We start from the raw sequence: 15427 nt of genomic DNA on the forward strand, positions 1-15427 counted from the left end.
TGTTCGACAACGAGGCTCCGCGAATTTGGTTGCCCGGCTTGCCGCTCGGGCGCCCGCCGGTCAGCCATCCGCGAAAAGCGTTGCCGCAACGGCGATTGAGGTCAGGCTCGACATTGCAAGGCATGCCCTGATGACGTGCGACATCTCCCAGATATTCCGGAAATCTCTCCAATCACCATCTTGCTTCCGAGCGAACATGGAGAAAAACGCCACGCCCGATCTCGGCATGGCGACGTCCTGCACCCAGAAATTATTGATGGGATGTGTGACCAACCAATAGGTCGCGTGTTGCGCCGCCAGGAAGAATAGCGAGGCGAGCGTCCACCAGAAACGAGTACTTGCAGAAGGCGTCGAATAGAGCAGGATGGCGAGCGCGAGGACGCCTCCGATTTCCGCAAAACCGCCGATCGTGAAGCCGGGATAGTAGATCGTCTGCACTGCCTTGTAGGTCGCCTCTTTCAGGCGCATTTTGCCCGGTAGCTCCAACGCATGTGCAAGCGAGAGCGCTGATGCGATTGCAACCAGCAGGAGCGTGAAAACGATCAAGACGCGCATGCTCTTACTTTTTTAACCGTGCCCTTTCGCAACCGGCATAGGGTGGCGGTTAGCCACCGCTGTAGTCGGCGGAACGCAGAGAAGTAATCGTGCAGCCGTTCGGCTATGCCACGAGCACAGGGACTGATCGACAAGACGGGTCAGGTGGGGTCGCACCGCACGCGGTTGCGAACAGGAGACGATCCTCACCTAAGCCGCCCGGCGCGTCAGAACATGATCCTTTGCCTCAACCAGGTAAGAAACCTGTTGCCGCCAATTGTCGCGCGGACCCGAGCCGCAGCCCACCGCGCTTTCATGGTAGCGCCTACGTGACAATCGCAAACGATGTCATGCAGTTGCCAGTCGTTCAGTTCGAAGAAGCGCTTGGCCTCGCCATAAGTGTCATCCCTTAGACCCGACGCGCGCAGCACCGGGTCTTCGAAGGCAACGGTAATTGCCGATCCTTCGCCGCGTGCCATGGAGCGTACCTCCGGATGCATATGTTCGGTACCTGTAAACGCGCCAAGGCATCGCTCGGGGTTCTGATCGAGAAGTTCGGCCCAGCGCGCGATGCGCTCATCTCGCGTCATTTCCGGATGCGGCGCCGAGGGTTCAATCCTGGCGACGGCCTGTAGTTGGTCGAGTGTCTGGTGTTTCATGGTCAGCTCCTGTCGTGGAGGGAGAAGTGCCCACGCCTTCAAGGGAATTACCGCGCGGCGGTGCTTCGACAAGGGCGCAAAACCGGAGAATTCGGCCCCCACCAAATGCGGCTGGCCGGATCATAAACGCGCTGACAGCGTTCACCGAATGGAGCGGTTTTCCATAAGCTCTGCCGACAGAGGAGCGGTCCCATGGCGATCTAGCACCCCCGCAGCAATCCGGAGGTTGCGTTCATCGCATCCTATTTCTTGATAATGTTGCCGTCGCGCAGGTCGAATGCCTCGGCGTCGCGAGCCTGGCGGTAGAAATCGTCCTGCAATTCACCCCATTCGCCGAGAAAAGCACCGCAATTGCTGCAATAAATTGGCGTCGACTCCGTGGCGTCGTCGGGAATGTCCATCTGGATCGTCCCGCAAGCCTTGCAATCGAGTTTGTCGTCCAATTTGCGTGCCATTTTCCAATGATCGCGCATTTTCACACAGGAGCCAATTGTCGATTTCGTACAGAGCGGTGCCTGCGATCACCCTCTGCCTCATCCTGATCCGATCCAAGATGCGGATCAAGCGATGACACGTTTCCGTGCGAGCGGCTCAGACGGCAAGCTGACGTCGGTCCGCTGTTTTTCGCGTTCAGGGCTTCCGGGCCGGCAGTGGTGGAGAGGGTTGGATTCGAACCAACGTAAGCTAAGCTAACGGATTTACAGTCCGTCCCCTTTAACCACTCGGGCACCTCTCCAATCTGCTGCCGGAGCCATGCAACGAGGCATTCGCGCCAATTTCGGACCCGAGTTGTGTCTTCTCCGAAACCAGCGAAGCGCCTTATGGCGGCAAGGCCAGTGGGTGTCAACCGCGCAGGAAGGGTTTTTCGATGTTGTTCGCCGGCTGCGGCGACAGGGCATATCCTTGGCGGGAGGAGACGGCTATAGAAGCCGGCCATGAGCAACAATTCCAATACCCCGAAAGACACCCACTACGCCAAGCTGCGCCGCGCCTTTCGCGACGAGAAAAGCGGCGGCGCGCCGGCGTTCAAGCCCCGGCAACCCGTGCCACCAGGCGAAAACGCGGCCGACGGGCTGGTGCGGCTCTACGGCCTGCATACGGTGCGCGCGGCACTCGACAATCCGCGCCGCCGGATCAAGAAAATGCTGGTGACGCGCAATGCGGCCGAGCGCCTTGAGATAGCCGATCTCGCCGCCTTGCCCTTCAAGGCGGAACTGGTCGAACCCAGGGACATCGACAAGCTTACCGGCTCGGACGCCGTGCATCAGGGCGTACTGATCGAGGCGGAGCCGCTGAAGCCCAAGCGCCTCGACGCACTCGGCGACACCAGGCTGGTGCTGGTGCTCGACCAGGTCACCGATCCGCACAATGTCGGCGCCATCCTGCGTTCGGCGGTGGCTTTCGGCGCCGGCGCGTTGATTACCACGGCCCGCCATAGTCCGCAGGAATCCGGCGTGCTGGCAAAATCCGCTTCCGGCGCGCTGGAGCATATCGATCAGATCGAGGTCAAGAACCTCGCCGATGCGCTGGGCCAGTTGCACGAGGCCGGCTTCCAGACCATCGGGCTTGATTCGGACGGGCCGGCGGAACTCGAAATCAGCTTTGCCGGAGACCGGATAGCGCTGGTGCTCGGCGCCGAAGGCAAGGGCCTGCGCCAGAAGACCCGCGAGACCGTGACGACGTTGGCCCGCCTCGACATGCCCGGCGCTATCCGCTCGCTCAACGTGTCGAACGCTGCGGCGGTCAGCCTTTATGCGGCGCGGGCATTTCTGAAGCGCGGCTGACTGGGAGCGGCAAGCCTCTCGCCAGGAATCAAAACGGGTTCCGGCGACGCTTGCCGGAACCCGTTCCTGGGTTAGGACAAAAGGTGACGGCTTGGGAACGTTATGCCGCCCTCTCCCGACCTATGCCGCTTTGCCTTTCACTTCGGCTGGCTCGCCACCGACCTCGAAATTCGCCATCCGCTCCAGCGCCCTCACCAGCGCGGAATGATCTTCCTTCGCGCCGCCATTGGCCGCACAGGAATTGAACAGCTGCTGGGTGGTCGAGGTGTTGGGCAGCGACACACCGAGCGCCTTCGCACCCTCCAGTGCCAGGTTGAGATCCTTCTGGTGCAGTTCGATGCGGAAACCCGGAGCGAAGGTGCGCTTGACCATGCGCTCGCCATGTACTTCGAGGATGCGTGACGCTGCCAGCCCGCCCATCAGCGCCTGCCTGACCTTGGCCGGATCGGCGCCGGCTTTCGATGCAAAAACAAGTGCTTCGGCGACGGCTTCAATGGTTAGCGCGACGACGATCTGGTTGGCGACCTTGGTGGTCTGGCCGACACCGTTCGGCCCGACCAGCGTGATGTTCTTGCCCATCTTTTCGAAAACCGGTTTCGCACGCTCGAAGATCTTTTCGTCGCCGCCGACCATGATGGTGAGGGATGCCGCCTTGGCGCCAACCTCACCGCCCGAAACCGGCGCATCGAGATAGGCGCAACCGAGATCGTTGATCCTTTTTGCGAATTCCTTTGTCTCGATCGGCGAGATCGAACTCATGTCGATGACGAGTTTGCCCTTGGTCAGGCCGGACGCGACGCCGTTCTGACCGAACAGCACCTCGGCCACCTGTGGGGTATCCGGCACCATGGTGATGATGATCTCGGCGGCCTTGGCCACGGCGGCATGGCCGGCAACCGTCTTCAGGCCCTTGGCAATGAGATCGGCAGGCGGCTTGGAGCGGTGGTCGCTGGCGATGACGCTGTAGCCGGCGTCGAGCAGATGCCCCGCCATAGGCTCGCCCATGATGCCGAGGCCTATGAAGCCGATGATTTCCATTGTTTCTCTCCGTCTCTGTCAGGGCAGCGTGCCGTGGCGCAAAATTCCCGCTACGCCGCCGCGCTTCCCCGCCCGGTCAGTTCCCTGAACCACCCCAGTCCGGCTTCCGTCCCCGCCTTCGGCTTGTATTCCGCCCCCACCCAGCCGGAATAGCCAATCCGATCGATATGGTCGTAGAGGAAAGGATAATTGATCTCGCCCGTCCCTGGCTCGTGACGGCCGGGATTGTCCGCAAGCTGGATATGCGCGATGCGGCCGAGGTTTGCCTCGATTTTACGGGCGAGATCCCCCTCCATGATCTGCATGTGATAGATGTCGTATTGCAGGTACAGGTTCTTCGAGCCGACGCGGTCGATCAGGGCCAGCGCCTGGTCGGAATAGTTCAGGAAGAAGCCGGGAATATCGCGCGTATTGATTGGTTCGATCAGCAGCTTGATGCCGGCCTGCTCCAGCTTCTCCGCCGCGAAGGCGAGATTTTCGGCAAAGACATTTCCAAGCGTATCCCGTGCAATGCCCTGCGGCGCGATGCCGGCGAGGCAGTTGACCTGCCCGCAGCCAAGCGCCTGCGCATAAGTGATCGCCTTGGCAATGTCCTGGCGGAATTCCGGCACGCGATCCGGCAGCGCGGCGATGCCGCGCTCGCCCTTGGCCCAGTCGCCCGCCGGCAGGTTGAACAGCACTTGCGTCAGGTCGTTCTTCTTCAGTCGTGCGGCCACCACATCGGGCGGGTGATCATAAGGGCCGATATATTCGACACCCTTGAAGCCGGCGCGGGCGGCGGCATCGAAACGGTCAAGGAAATCATGCTCGCCAAAGAGCATCGACAGATTGGCTGAAAAACGCGGCATTCTTTTTCTCCCTGGAGCATCGGACCCGATGCTCAAACAAAATTAGTCGAGCATCACGATCGCGGTCGGCGCGTCTTCCTGACGTTCGGCAAGGTCCTCGAATTCGGTGATTTTGTCGATCTCGGTGCCCATCGAGATGTTGGTGACCCGTTCGAGAATGAATTCGAGCACGACCGGAACCTGGTGTTCCTTCATCAATCGCTCCGCTTGCTTGAAAGCGCCGGCGAATTCCTCCGGCTTGCGCACCCTGACTGCCTTGCAGCCCATCGCCTCGGCGACGGCGACATGGTCGACGCCGTAGCCGGCCTCGGGATCGCCGGTACGGTTGATGTTCTCGAAGGCGAGGCTGACCTCATAGTCCATCGAGAAGCCGCGCTGGGCCTGGCGGATCAGGCCGAGATAAGCATTGTTCACGACGACATGGATGTAGGGCAGCTTGTGCTGCGCGCCGACCGCCAGTTCCTCGATCATGAACTGGAAATCGTAGTCGCCCGACAGCGCCACGATGGTGCGGTCTGGATCGGCGGCGCGCACGCCAAGTGCTGCCGGCAAGGTCCAACCGAGCGGACCGGCCTGGCCGCAATTGATCCAGTTGCGCGGCTTGTAGACATGCAGGAACTGCGCCCCGGCAATCTGCGACAGGCCGATGGTGGTGACATAGGTGACGTCACGGCCGAACGCCTTGTTCATCTCCTCATAGACACGCTGCGGCTTCAGCGGCACCTGGTCGAAATGCGTCTTGCGCTTCATCGTCTTCTTGCGGCCCTGGCATTCCTTGGCCCAGCCCGACCAGTCGCGCAGCCTGCCCGCCGTCTTCCACTCGGTGGCGACGTCGAGCAGCATCTTCAGCGCCGCGCCCGCATCGGAGACGACGCCGAGATCAGGCGCGAAGACACGGCCTATTTGAGTGGGCTCGATGTCGACATGGATGAACTTTTTTCCCTTTGTATAAACATCGACCGAGCCGGTGTGGCGGTTGGCCCAGCGGTTGCCGATGCCGAAGACGAAATCGGCCTCCAGCATGGTGGCGTTGCCGTAGCGGTGTGAGGTCTGCAGCCCGCACATGCCGGCCATCAGCCGGTGGTCGTCGGGGATCGCGCCCCAGCCCATCAGCGTCGGGATCACCGGAACGCCCGTGATCTCGGCGAATTCGATCAACAGGTCGGAGGCGTCGGCGTTGATGATGCCGCCGCCGGCGACGATCAGCGGCTTCTCGGCCGCGTTGAGCATCGCCAGTGCCTTTTCGGCCTGGGCACGTGTCATCGCCGGCTTGAATGGCGGCAGCGGCTCATAGGCATCGATGTCGAACACGATCTCGGCCAACTGGACGTCGACCGGCAGGTCGATCAGCACCGGACCCGGCCGCGACGAGCGCATCAGATGGAACGCCTTCTGCAGCGCCATCGGCACCAGATAGGGCTCCATGACCGTCACCGCCCATTTGGCGACGGGCGCGGCGATGGCGGCGATGTCGACAGCCTGGAAATCCTCCTTGTTGAGGCGCGCGCGCGGCGCCTGTCCGGTGATGCACAGGATCGGAATGGAATCGGCCGCGGCCGAATAGAGCCCGGTGATCATGTCGGTGCCGGCCGGCCCCGAAGTGCCGATACAGAGACCGATATTGCCTGCCTTGGCGCGGGTATAGCCTTCGGCCATATGCGAGGCGCCTTCGACGTGGCGGGCAAGGACATGGCGGATGGTGCCCCTCGCCTTCATCGCCGAATACAGCGGATTGATCGCCGCGCCCGGCACGCCGAAGGCACAGGAAATGCCTTCCTTTTCGAGAACGAGAACAGCGGCATCGACAGCGCGCATCCTGGCCATTTCCAGCCTCCACGAGATGATTGTTGGATGGCTAAGGATGTCACCGGGCGGGTGATTTTTCAATTTTTCCAGAATATTTTTTCATTTCGAAAAAACGGCGACTATCGACTGATTTTATTGACTTTTCTCTTTTCCAGGATTTGTGCTCGGAATTCCTGAAAAACTTTTTCATTGCTTCTTGGGGGAAACGGCCGAGAATGCCGGCCATGGAAACGAACGAAAAACGTCAGCGCGGGCGCCCGCGCTCCTTCAATGGTCCGGCCGAAGCTGCCTCGGTGCAGTCGCTCGACCGTGCCTTGCGCATTCTGGCCATTGTCGCGGAAGGCAGCGGCCTGTCGCTGAGTGAGATATCGGCGCAAAGCGGGCTCGCGGCCTCCACCGCGTACCGCATGCTGACGACGCTCGAAAACCACGGCATGGTCGAGTTCGACAAATCAGACCAACTCTGGTCGATCGGTGTCGAGACCTACCGCATGGGCGCGGCGTTCCTGCGCCGCCGCAAGCTTGTGGATCGTGCCCGCATCGTCATGCAGGAACTGATGGAGAAGACCGGCGAGACCGCCAATCTCGGCGTCGCCGAGGATGACTGCGTGGTCTTCGTCAGCCAGGTCGAGACGCACCAGGCGATCCGCGCCTTCTTCCGGCCGGGCACGCGCAGTCCCTTCCATGCCTCGGGCATCGGCAAGGCGGTGCTGGCGCATCTCGAACCGGAGCGCGTCGGAACCATCCTGCGCAAGGCGGGCCTGCAGCGCTATACGGACAACACCCTTTCCGACATCTCCGCCCTTGCCCACGATCTGGCAACCACCAAGCATCGCGGCTGGTCGGTCGACGACGAGGAGCGCCACCCCGGCATGCGTTGTGTCGCCGCCGCCATCTTCAACGAATATGGCGAACCGATCGGCGGCGTTTCCGTTTCCGGACCGACGGTACGGGTCACGCCCGACCGACTGGCCGAGATCGGCCCGCTCGTGCGCGACGCCGCGATCCAGGTGACCAGGATGATAGGCGGCGTGGCGGTCAGTTGATCGCCAAGCGCATGGCAAGGTGTTTGGAGCCGCATGTCCGACATGGCGCGCGCTGAATAAAATTGGCCGTCTTGCCGTGGCGCCCGAATGCATGCGACAGGGCGCGAATGAGGAAAATGGTTCAGCTTCTGCTTGCCGCTTCGCTTTGCGGATGCGTGGCGACGACGCCACGACCCGATACCGGCGGCCAGCGGGTCAATCCCATCCCGATCTCACTCGCGCTGGAAGAGATCATCACGACCGGTATCCGCCAGCGCCTGCTGGATTCGGCCTCCGCCAGGTTCGGGACCATGCTCGCCGGCGAGCGAACGCTGGACGGCCGACAGGAGATCGTGGTCTGTGGTACCGTCAACGCCAAGACCTCGCCTGGCGTCGATGGCGGCGACAAGCCATTCATCGCCAAAGTCTATCCGCAAGCCGCAAGCAGCTTTGAACTGGTCGCGATGGGCGACGATACGGAGGCTGCCCGGCTTCAAATTGGCGGCTCCTGCCGCGCGGCCGGTTTGCCGATCCTCGACCCGAAGACGCACCTCTAGGAAGGCGATCTTCAAACGACGAAGAGGGGCTGCCTCGCAACCCCTCTTTCCTGTCGTCCGCCTCCCCTCAGAGTCGGCAGTAGTGGCTATAGCCGTCATGGCCGATATAGGTATCGGAATCCGGGTCGTAGCTCGCGTAACGCGCAAAGCAGCGGCGGACGTGCCAGGAACCGCCATCTTCGTCGACGTAGACCGTGCGCGGTTGCTGCTGGGCAAGCAGGCTGCCGAGGACGAAACCGCCAACGCCGGCGGCGATGCCGATGCCGAGGTCGTGGTGATGCGAGTGAGCCGCCGATGGCTGGACGGTGCCGACCAAAGCGGTGGCGGCGACGGTGGTGGCGATGAGGCCGGAAACGAATGTGCGCTTGAACATGATGATCTCCTTGCTTCGTTGACCGAGGCGATCCATCCGCCTCTTGATCATCTGTCGCCGCGGCATTGAAAAAGGTTCGACGGGGTTTGATTTTTTTTCGAGGAAGCTGGGATCCGCTGTCTGAAGGCCGGCGGCGCTCGCCGGCGTTGATCATCCAGATTCCGGCGCTTCAGGCACCTTGCGCCCAATCGCGTCATCGGCCGTCACGGCGACAGATCGATGCAAAAAGGGCGGCCGAAGCCGCCCTTTCCTGGACTGGTTTCTTCAATCACGCCGTCAGGCTGCGCTCAGTAGATGATGATGCGGTGGTGGTGATGACGGTGATGATGATGGCCATAGACCCACCAGTAATCCGGGTAGTCCGGGTAATCCTGGTAGTAGAGGTAGTCGTCGAAATGACGATGATGGTGATGCATGCCATGAGCCGACGAAGACTGGACGGTGCCGGCGAGCGCGCCGGTTGCAACGACGATGGCGACGAGGCCGGAAACGAAACTGCGCTTAAGCATAGTGATCTCCTGGATCCTTTGATCGAGGCGACCATTCGCCCCTGAACCTCAGTCGGCGCGGGCCGGCAAAAGGTTCGACAGGTCCGGAGATTTTTAGGGGGGTGGATGGTGGGTGAGTAGTGAGTAGTGAGTAGTGAGTAGTGAAATGAAACCACGCCGGACGGCTCACTACCGACTACTCACTCTCTCACCAGCCCATGCCGGTGATGTGGCGCAGCCAGAAGGCGAGCGCGATGAAGCCGATGATGGTTGTGACGCCCGTCCAGTCGACATTGGCCTTCTTCACATCGTTGATGATCTTCACCAGCAGCATCCAACTGACGAAGATGATGGGGAGAATGATGACAAATCTGACCATGCGAGCCTCGCCCGAGCGATTGCATCCTCATCCTCATGTAGGAAGCGCGTTTGCGGATTTCAGCACGGGCCATGGCATCTTCCACCACGGCTGACGCCTAAAAAAACGGAGTTTTGTCTTTACTGGCGCAACAAATATGCTAACCGGAGCGCCGTGCCCTTGTAGCTCAGCTGGTAGAGCAGCGGTTTTGTAATTCGCTGGATCAATCAGCTAAGGGGTTGGAAAGCCGCAATGTTTTTCAAAGCCGGGTTTCAGGGGTATACGTACGGGTAAATGTGCCGCCTTAGCTCAGATGGTAGAGCAGTAGTTTTGTAAACTATTGGTCGGGGGTTCGAGTCCCTCAGGCGGCACCACACGTCTCGCTTCCGCGCACTCCCAAAGCGCAGCTTAAGCCGTTGAACCGGAAAAAGGGCTTTTCTTTTTCGCCCGCCAGTCCCCCGGGTATAGGGCCTCAGTTTGGGCCAGCTTGCGTTTTCTGTCGCTGGTTCTTTCGACTTTGTCTTCGTCGGGATCGAGCAGCGGTGATGCAGCGTTTTCGCGAAGTACCTGTTCAATGATCTGAACGATTTCGTCGCGCTCTTTTTGCAACTGCCCGATAAGTTTGAACACCTTCATGCGGTAAGCCGGTGGAAGCCTATCCACCTTAAAATTCCGCAGAGCCATAAAGCCGGCGGCTATCGCACTTTCACAATCCGTCAGACGCGAGCGTATCTCTCGAAGCCTGCGCAGCGCTTGCCTGTTAAGGTCTAGTGCGTCGATATTGAAGTCTCCGAGCTTGGAAAGCGACGCCAACCGCAATCCCGAGCGACGAAAATGGTCAGAGTACCTATCGACATCGGGTCTAAAGAAACGCACGCCGTCCTGTCTGGCGCTTTCGGGAGGGCAACGATTTCCCTTCAACTCATTGCAAGTGTCGCAACACCACATCAGATTTTTGTAGGTGTCCGTAAGCTCAGGCCGCACGCTGCGAGGCTCATAATGATCGATTGTAAAGCGATATCCCTGCGCTTCTGATTCGCTAATCGTGCAGTACGCACAACAATGAAAAAAGTCATGTCGCAAAATATATTTGTAGTCCGGATATGGCTTTCCATCTACCACCTCCGTTCTTAAGACGAGAGATACCTCGTCTCTTTCGTCGTCTACGGAAATTACTTCGGTGCTTTTAGACGTCATTACTTCCTACGAGAATTTGATGCCGCCTCAATCTGCTTGGTAAAGCTGCGCACCTCAGCAAGCAACCTTTCATACATGACAACTCTGTTCTCCAAATCGTCCATGTTGCCGCCGTATTTCGCATCTTCGATTCGATCGAGCGACCAGCGGACGTATGACAGACGATTTTCATCCTTTCGCGTCATTTCCCCGGCAAACTTCTTGTCTAAGAGAGCTTGCCTTTCGTCTAGCCACGCCTTGATTTCCTCGACCGAAATGGCCGATGCGTTCAGCCGACCAGCCGCCTTGTGCGAAGAGGCGGTGATCTTGGGTATAGGTTTCACGGTGGGAAGTTCAAAAATGTTGCCCGCTTCCTGATCAGCGGCACGTTCCTCTCCATATTGCAGGACGAGTTGCCCCGACGGAATACCGGCCGTTTCAGCCGTGGCTAGGCGCAATTTGCTCATCGAACATGTCTCCTACGGCCAATGTCTCGAAATAGGCCAACGCGCCCTTTGTAGTCGACGCCACCTCGCGCTTTAAGGCATCACGCATTAGCGGGGTCGGAGCTGTTGCATACCGCTGATAATCGAATTGTAGCGTTATGAGTTCGTCGGTCTCGTCCTCCGCAGCGCGACTTATGTTATGAATGCAGCGATCCGCATACGCTGACGTTTCCAAAATATCGGCGGTCATTCTTGCGGTATACCCGGACAAGCCCTTCGGCCAAGGTCTTCCAAGGTATTCTATCAGACGTTTGATCCCCGGTGGTAAATCTTCGTCGTTCACTTGCGTTGTGGACACGACGCCTATTTGCGTGACGCTTCGCTTTTTCGGCCCGCTCGGCAACAAAAGTGCCATTTCGATTATGGATTCGGCTGCTTCCTCTAGCAGTTCTGTGAAGGGATGCGGATGAGATATGAATTCAGCAACAGGGAGAGCGCCACTTGTAGGACGCAGCCGCAATCTGTGCTGGAATTGCAGCGAGAGCTTGGTGGGTTCCACGCGGTAAATGAAGCCGTTTTCATGTTGGATATCAACACGGAACGTTTCTTGGTGGGTGACATTGAATTCGACTTTTCGCCCGTTGATCCATCGATCCAACATCGGAGTAAGCGCGTTGACAATCACGTCGCTTGGGGCGAAATGCGGTTCAAGAAAAAACCCTATCGTCGGAGTCGACGCAAGTTTGTCGCACCAGCTCACGATGTTCCCCCCCGTTGGTGAATGGTGGGCAATTAAGCACTTTCTCCAAGAATTTCCAACGCCTGTCCGTGGGGCACCGAATTTTGCCCCATATCGCTACCCCTGCTGATACCCCTGCCCCGCACTCTCGGACGGTTCGCTTCATTTATCGTTGAATTCGTTGCACTTGGGCGCTGGATTATTCGAAGCCAGCGCCTGTTTGAATGTTTGCTGCTCATGCGGCACGAGAGTTGGAGTCACTTTCGGTCGCAGGTGTTCAGGGTCAGTGTCATGACCTTAAGATGCTCGTCGATGCGTTTTAGAACTATTGCCGGGAGTATCTCCCGCTCCGGCAAATGCCACCAATGTTGGTTGACCAGTGCGACTGTCTCTGTCACCGCTTCTCGCACAGCTTGCTCGGACAGCCTGGAGCGGTTTGCGAATGCTTTCCACCGCGACGCGGTGAGTGCCTTGAACGACCGCTCCCGGCCCAGGGAGAGTGCCATAGCGTCGGTTGGAATGTACGGAACGGTCGATAGCACATCGTAAATCGGGGCAAGAGCCGGTCCATCGCCATCTCCGGGATAGATGAGCGACCAATTCTTCAAATGCATGTCGCCATTCCCGGTCAAAGCTGCCAAGGCCAACCGACGGACGAATTCGAGTGCTGCCTCAGGTGACACAGCCTCGTTCAAGGTAGCCGCGATGTGGTGAAAGGCAGCGCCCTCATATTTGCGGGAGGGTTGGACGCCGAACACCTGAGCGAAATCCTCGATATGGATTCTCTGGCCGCCAACGCCTCGATCAAAGCGCTTGACCAAAAGAACCGGCCCCACGGATTGGGCGTCGAGCTCCTCGGGAATGTTTTCCAGGGCGGACCTCTCGACCAACTCATGGTCAGGAACATTCATTCCTATGGCAGCCGCAAGAGCTAGATTGGCGTATTCATTCTCAGACACCCCCGGGAACGTCGCGGGCGGGAATTTTGCGATGTAAAGGCCCGGTTCGCCGTCAATCGGTAGCGTCAAGCCACCGCCTCCCTCCTTGATAACAGAGAGCTTCATCTGCACGCCAGCCAGCGAGAAGCGAGCTTTGGGCTTTTCGTTCGAGAGGGTGCCACCGCTAGGCAAGACTTGCACCGCCCCCGACATATCGGCACCAAGCACTGCCAAGAGATCGAAGTCGTTGTGTCGGCGTACGCTTTCTTGGTGATATCTTTCCATCGCCTCCCGCAGCTTGCCCTCCGGCAGAAGATTGGCAAAGAACGCAGGGAGGATGCCCGCGAGGGGCTTCGGGTCACGCCTGAGTTCACCACCAGCCGACCGAAATGAAAGGCTGAGAATTGGGGACCCGCCTCTTGCGCGATAGTCCTGTTCAAAGATCAGCGCATGGGCTGGGCTGCGGACAATGTTGCCAATCTTGCGCCCGCCTAGGAGTACGTCGAGCGAATGTATCCTCGTGCTGGTCATTGACGTATCCCGCGCCCCCTTTTAACGCCGCGAAGCAGCCCTTTTCTGCGCTGCCGAGATGGCTTCCCGTTTGGTGGTCGGGAAACCTGCCAACCCATAAGCTCTGATCATCGAGCCAAATCGCTCGGTGAACATCTGGTGTGTGGGAAGGTCTGGGTCTGCCTCGATCAGCGCAAGGGTGACGTAACCGAACGTAGCGTGTAACCGCCGGATGCCATCCAGGAGCTGATCATCGGAGTAGTTGCGCCTGCGCTTAGGCACACGACAGCGGCACTCATATCCGACTGTCGCATACGCACCCCGAAGACCACCAAAATGCTCGGCATACGTTCTGCAACAAGGCGTGTACTGACAGTAATCAATGATGGCCGACGACAGCTTCCCCTTTTCTCTTAAGAGCCGTTCAAGCCGATCGATCATGTCTTGTTTGGAGAAGGCGTAGCCGGCTCGGCGTGCCATCTGCTGTTGGGCTTTTGCGAACTGCCTTGTCCCGACTATTGGTTCCATTACTCGTGTTCTGATCCATAAGCTTGGAGGATTTCGCTTAACCGGCCCTTTCATTCGCTGTGTTTTTCTGTTGTAGACGTAGTACCCGACCATCAACTCGCTTGTGAGAACAGTTCTGACGCGTGCCAACGTCCAAGTCTCACCGTTCGTGGAAGGGATGTCCTTGTCGTTTAATTCTCGGGCGATGTTTGACATGCTTTGGTTTTGCCCAACGAACATGCGGAAAATTTGCCGGACGGTTTGGATTTCATCGATTGGGCCGGGCACGAAGACAACACGATCGGTGCTCAGGCCCTTTTGTTCGCCCCAACCCAGGATAAATCGGGGCTGTCCATCTTTGCTGACCAATAGTCGTCTTATGCCGTAGGGTATCTGGCCGCCTTGCTTGAACCCTAAGCGAGCTTGCTGTTTCTGGGCCCTGGAAACTTTCTCCGACAGTTCGCGGCTGTACTCGCCAGCCATCACCCGCTTGAGATTCTTGACGATAGCCGAAACCATGCTGCCGTCATTCTCGAACGGCTCGCCGCAATATTCCACGGCAACCCCGGCCTCTCGGCAAAGAAACTCATAGTGGGCTGATTGGTCTGTATCCTGAAACCGACCCCAGCGGCTTACGTCCAGAACCAAAATCGCCGAGTAGATGCGTTGGCCAGTCACCACATCGCTCAGCAACTGCTTGAGGCCATCCCTGCCTTTCAAACTCAAGCCACTTCTACCGGCGTCGGTATAGGTCTCGACAACGGCGAACCCCCGTATTTCGGCAAATTCTGCAATGGCAGCCGTTTGGCTTTCGAGAGAATAACGCTGATGACCAGTTGACATCCGAATGTATTGCGCGGCTGGAATGCGAAGCTCTGTCGTAACATTGGTCACTATAGTGCCTCCTCCCTGTAGCGTTTCGAGGGTGGATATTATATCGGCGGCCCGGTCGATCCAATGAAACTAGAGTGGATATGTTCCCTGCCTACCGATGGCCGGCTGATGCAGGCCTCTGATTGCCTTTCCAGGGGCGACTATTCCAGCTTTCGATAGCGGCGGCCCGATCAATGCATATCGGCCCCGACGCTCCGCATTCGTCGCAGATAATGACCACGCGCATCTCCCGCGTGACATGGGGCCTAACTTCTGTGCTGGTGCAGAACGGGCAAGCGTTGGGGGTCATCTTTCCTCCGGCTACGGAGCAGCGCAAATCAGCGGTGGCCATGTGTGAATCGGACCCCACCTTGTGCAGTATTTTAGAGAGCTTGGCGGGTGGTGGCGACAGGAAGGGCCACAATGATGCTGATGTTGGAAGCGTAACGGCAAGGCAACGGGTGAAATTCTGGGTCCGAATAAAACCCCTGCCCTTACCCCCACTCACGCTGGTGAATGTCGAGCCACCCTTGACTATTGAATTCGTTCTGAATTTAGCGCGGGTCGATTGGGCTAGCTTCTGTTCGGGTATTTGCTGCTCACCGCGCCGCGCTATTTGACTGATGGCATCGTTACCCACGTGCCATCAGGCTGGCATTCGTTCTTGGTGGATTTGTCTTGCTCCGCCGCGACAACACCAGTGCCGGATAGCTCTCCCCTCACAATGCATCCAGCTGCCGCTGAGGTGCTCTTTTCCCACGCGAAAGT

General features: G+C 58.7%; 19 protein-coding genes and 2 tRNA genes. 4 read left to right on the forward strand and 17 right to left on the reverse strand.

Going from position 1 to position 15427, the window contains the following annotated elements; genetic code table 11:
• Nucleotides 1-60 precede the first annotated feature (60 nt).
• From O7A70_RS12545 to O7A70_RS12560, 4 genes are all read right to left on the reverse strand, one after another.
• Complete coding sequence (locus O7A70_RS12545; protein WP_337140622.1) at nt 61-555, reverse strand: DUF1772 domain-containing protein; 495 nt, start codon at nt 553-555, stop codon at nt 61-63.
• A gap of 206 nt (nt 556-761) precedes the next feature.
• The gene (locus tag O7A70_RS12550; RefSeq protein WP_337140623.1) at nt 762-1193 is read right to left on the reverse strand and encodes a hypothetical protein; all 432 of its coding nucleotides are present in this window, start codon (nt 1191-1193) and stop codon (nt 762-764) included.
• A 242-nt stretch (nt 1194-1435) separates the two neighbouring features.
• Nucleotides 1436-1594 carry a hypothetical protein gene (locus tag O7A70_RS12555; RefSeq protein ID WP_084637125.1) on the reverse strand — a complete coding sequence of 53 codons (159 nt, stop codon included), beginning with the start codon at nt 1592-1594 and terminating at the stop codon, nt 1436-1438.
• Between the two features lie 250 nt (nt 1595-1844).
• A tRNA-Tyr gene (locus O7A70_RS12560) sits at nt 1845-1929 on the reverse strand.
• A gap of 199 nt (nt 1930-2128) precedes the next feature.
• On the opposite strand from O7A70_RS12560, the gene O7A70_RS12565 reads away from it, so the two are divergent.
• Complete coding sequence (locus tag O7A70_RS12565; protein WP_337128226.1) at nt 2129-2977, forward strand: TrmH family RNA methyltransferase; 849 nt, start codon at nt 2129-2131, stop codon at nt 2975-2977.
• Nucleotides 2978-3097: 120 nt separating this feature from the next.
• Here the strand turns inward: O7A70_RS12565 and O7A70_RS12570 are convergent, their stop codons facing one another.
• The 4 genes from O7A70_RS12570 to O7A70_RS12585 are packed head-to-tail and all read right to left on the reverse strand — an operon-like array spanning nt 3098 to nt 6895.
• A complete protein-coding gene (locus O7A70_RS12570) occupies nt 3098-4015 on the reverse strand; it encodes a 2-hydroxy-3-oxopropionate reductase (RefSeq protein ID WP_337140624.1) in 918 nt (305 codons plus the stop codon).
• 50 nt (nt 4016-4065) lie between these two features.
• Nucleotides 4066-4863, reverse strand: coding sequence for a 2-oxo-tetronate isomerase (gene otnI / locus O7A70_RS12575; RefSeq protein ID WP_337140625.1), 798 nt, complete (start codon nt 4861-4863; stop codon nt 4066-4068).
• Between the two features lie 42 nt (nt 4864-4905).
• Nucleotides 4906-6687, reverse strand: a complete 1782-nt coding sequence (gene gcl / locus O7A70_RS12580; RefSeq protein WP_337140626.1) for a glyoxylate carboligase — start codon at nt 6685-6687, stop codon at nt 4906-4908.
• Between the two features lie 40 nt (nt 6688-6727).
• On the reverse strand, nt 6728-6895 hold the full coding sequence (locus O7A70_RS12585; RefSeq protein ID WP_337140627.1) for a hypothetical protein: 168 nt from the start codon (nt 6893-6895) through the stop codon (nt 6728-6730).
• Between O7A70_RS12585 and bhcR the strand changes: the two genes are divergently transcribed.
• Nucleotides 6894-7715 (forward strand): HTH-type transcriptional regulator BhcR, encoded by an 822-nt coding sequence (gene bhcR, locus O7A70_RS12590; RefSeq protein ID WP_337140628.1) that lies wholly within the window; start codon nt 6894-6896, stop codon nt 7713-7715. The genes O7A70_RS12585 and bhcR overlap by 2 nt on opposite strands.
• 116 nt (nt 7716-7831) lie before the next feature.
• Entirely contained in the window at nt 7832-8251 is a 420-nt protein-coding gene (locus O7A70_RS12595; RefSeq protein WP_246672579.1) for a hypothetical protein, read from the forward strand.
• Between the two features lie 67 nt (nt 8252-8318).
• Here the strand turns inward: O7A70_RS12595 and O7A70_RS12600 are convergent, their stop codons facing one another.
• The 3 genes from O7A70_RS12600 to O7A70_RS12610 all read right to left on the reverse strand — a co-directional run bounded on the left by O7A70_RS12600 (nt 8319) and on the right by O7A70_RS12610 (nt 9491).
• Nucleotides 8319-8624, reverse strand: coding sequence for a BA14K family protein (locus O7A70_RS12600; protein WP_337107188.1), 306 nt, complete (start codon nt 8622-8624; stop codon nt 8319-8321).
• A 287-nt stretch (nt 8625-8911) separates the two neighbouring features.
• Entirely contained in the window at nt 8912-9133 is a 222-nt protein-coding gene (locus O7A70_RS12605) for a hypothetical protein (protein WP_337140629.1), read from the reverse strand.
• A 187-nt stretch (nt 9134-9320) separates the two neighbouring features.
• Complete coding sequence (locus O7A70_RS12610; RefSeq protein WP_337107190.1) at nt 9321-9491, reverse strand: hypothetical protein; 171 nt, start codon at nt 9489-9491, stop codon at nt 9321-9323.
• 277 nt (nt 9492-9768) lie between these two features.
• Here O7A70_RS12610 and O7A70_RS12615 point away from each other — a divergent pair.
• A tRNA-Thr gene (locus O7A70_RS12615) sits at nt 9769-9844 on the forward strand.
• 34 nt (nt 9845-9878) lie between these two features.
• Here the strand turns inward: O7A70_RS12615 and O7A70_RS12620 are convergent.
• The 6 genes from O7A70_RS12620 to O7A70_RS34190 all read right to left on the reverse strand — a co-directional run bounded on the left by O7A70_RS12620 (nt 9879) and on the right by O7A70_RS34190 (nt 15011).
• Nucleotides 9879-10667: an HNH endonuclease gene (locus O7A70_RS12620; RefSeq protein ID WP_337140630.1), complete on the reverse strand. Its 789-nt coding sequence runs from the start codon at nt 10665-10667 to the stop codon at nt 9879-9881.
• Nucleotides 10667-11113, reverse strand: coding sequence for a hypothetical protein (locus tag O7A70_RS12625; RefSeq protein WP_337140631.1), 447 nt, complete (start codon nt 11111-11113; stop codon nt 10667-10669). The genes O7A70_RS12620 and O7A70_RS12625 overlap by 1 nt, the downstream gene beginning before the upstream one ends.
• Complete coding sequence (locus O7A70_RS12630) at nt 11085-11852, reverse strand: hypothetical protein (RefSeq protein ID WP_337140632.1); 768 nt, start codon at nt 11850-11852, stop codon at nt 11085-11087. Before O7A70_RS12630 ends, O7A70_RS12625 begins: the two co-directional genes overlap by 29 nt.
• Nucleotides 11853-12088: 236 nt before the next feature.
• Entirely contained in the window at nt 12089-13300 is a 1212-nt protein-coding gene (locus O7A70_RS12635) for a type II toxin-antitoxin system HipA family toxin (protein ID WP_337140633.1), read from the reverse strand.
• Between the two features lie 21 nt (nt 13301-13321).
• Complete coding sequence (locus tag O7A70_RS12640) at nt 13322-14680, reverse strand: recombinase family protein (protein WP_337140634.1); 1359 nt, start codon at nt 14678-14680, stop codon at nt 13322-13324.
• 91 nt (nt 14681-14771) lie between these two features.
• Complete coding sequence (locus O7A70_RS34190) at nt 14772-15011, reverse strand: Lar family restriction alleviation protein (protein WP_442921181.1); 240 nt, start codon at nt 15009-15011, stop codon at nt 14772-14774.
• Between the last annotated feature and the right edge of the window lie 416 nt (nt 15012-15427).

Origin of the sequence: Mesorhizobium sp. Cs1299R1N1 (genome assembly GCF_037179655.1) — a bacterium.
Lineage (GTDB): Bacteria > Pseudomonadota > Alphaproteobacteria > Rhizobiales > Rhizobiaceae > Mesorhizobium > Mesorhizobium salmacidum.

Excerpts from the sequence above, each read along its gene's own strand:
- O7A70_RS12585 (WP_337140627.1), bottom strand. The coding sequence starts at position 6,895 with ATGGCCGGCATTCTCGGCCGTTTCCCCCAAGAAGCAATGAAAAAGTTT.
- O7A70_RS12570 (WP_337140624.1), bottom strand. The coding sequence starts at position 4,015 with ATGGAAATCATCGGCTTCATAGGCCTCGGCATCATGGGCGAGCCTATG.
- O7A70_RS12605 (WP_337140629.1), bottom strand. The coding sequence starts at position 9,133 with ATGCTTAAGCGCAGTTTCGTTTCCGGCCTCGTCGCCATCGTCGTTGCA.
- O7A70_RS12600 (WP_337107188.1), bottom strand. The coding sequence starts at position 8,624 with ATGTTCAAGCGCACATTCGTTTCCGGCCTCATCGCCACCACCGTCGCC.
- O7A70_RS12620 (WP_337140630.1), bottom strand. The coding sequence starts at position 10,667 with ATGACGTCTAAAAGCACCGAAGTAATTTCCGTAGACGACGAAAGAGAC.
- O7A70_RS12555 (WP_084637125.1), bottom strand. The coding sequence starts at position 1,594 with ATGGACATTCCCGACGACGCCACGGAGTCGACGCCAATTTATTGCAGC.
- O7A70_RS12635 (WP_337140633.1), bottom strand. The coding sequence starts at position 13,300 with ATGACCAGCACGAGGATACATTCGCTCGACGTACTCCTAGGCGGGCGC.
- bhcR (WP_337140628.1), top strand. The coding sequence starts at position 6,894 with ATGGAAACGAACGAAAAACGTCAGCGCGGGCGCCCGCGCTCCTTCAAT.
- O7A70_RS12550 (WP_337140623.1), bottom strand. The coding sequence starts at position 1,193 with ATGAAACACCAGACACTCGACCAACTACAGGCCGTCGCCAGGATTGAA.
- O7A70_RS12625 (WP_337140631.1), bottom strand. The coding sequence starts at position 11,113 with ATGAGCAAATTGCGCCTAGCCACGGCTGAAACGGCCGGTATTCCGTCG.
- O7A70_RS12610 (WP_337107190.1), bottom strand. The coding sequence starts at position 9,491 with ATGGTCAGATTTGTCATCATTCTCCCCATCATCTTCGTCAGTTGGATG.
- O7A70_RS12545 (WP_337140622.1), bottom strand. The coding sequence starts at position 555 with ATGCGCGTCTTGATCGTTTTCACGCTCCTGCTGGTTGCAATCGCATCA.
- O7A70_RS12565 (WP_337128226.1), top strand. The coding sequence starts at position 2,129 with ATGAGCAACAATTCCAATACCCCGAAAGACACCCACTACGCCAAGCTG.
- gcl (WP_337140626.1), bottom strand. The coding sequence starts at position 6,687 with ATGGCCAGGATGCGCGCTGTCGATGCCGCTGTTCTCGTTCTCGAAAAG.
- otnI (WP_337140625.1), bottom strand. The coding sequence starts at position 4,863 with ATGCCGCGTTTTTCAGCCAATCTGTCGATGCTCTTTGGCGAGCATGAT.
- O7A70_RS34190 (WP_442921181.1), bottom strand. The coding sequence starts at position 15,011 with ATGGCCACCGCTGATTTGCGCTGCTCCGTAGCCGGAGGAAAGATGACC.
- O7A70_RS12595 (WP_246672579.1), top strand. The coding sequence starts at position 7,832 with ATGGTTCAGCTTCTGCTTGCCGCTTCGCTTTGCGGATGCGTGGCGACG.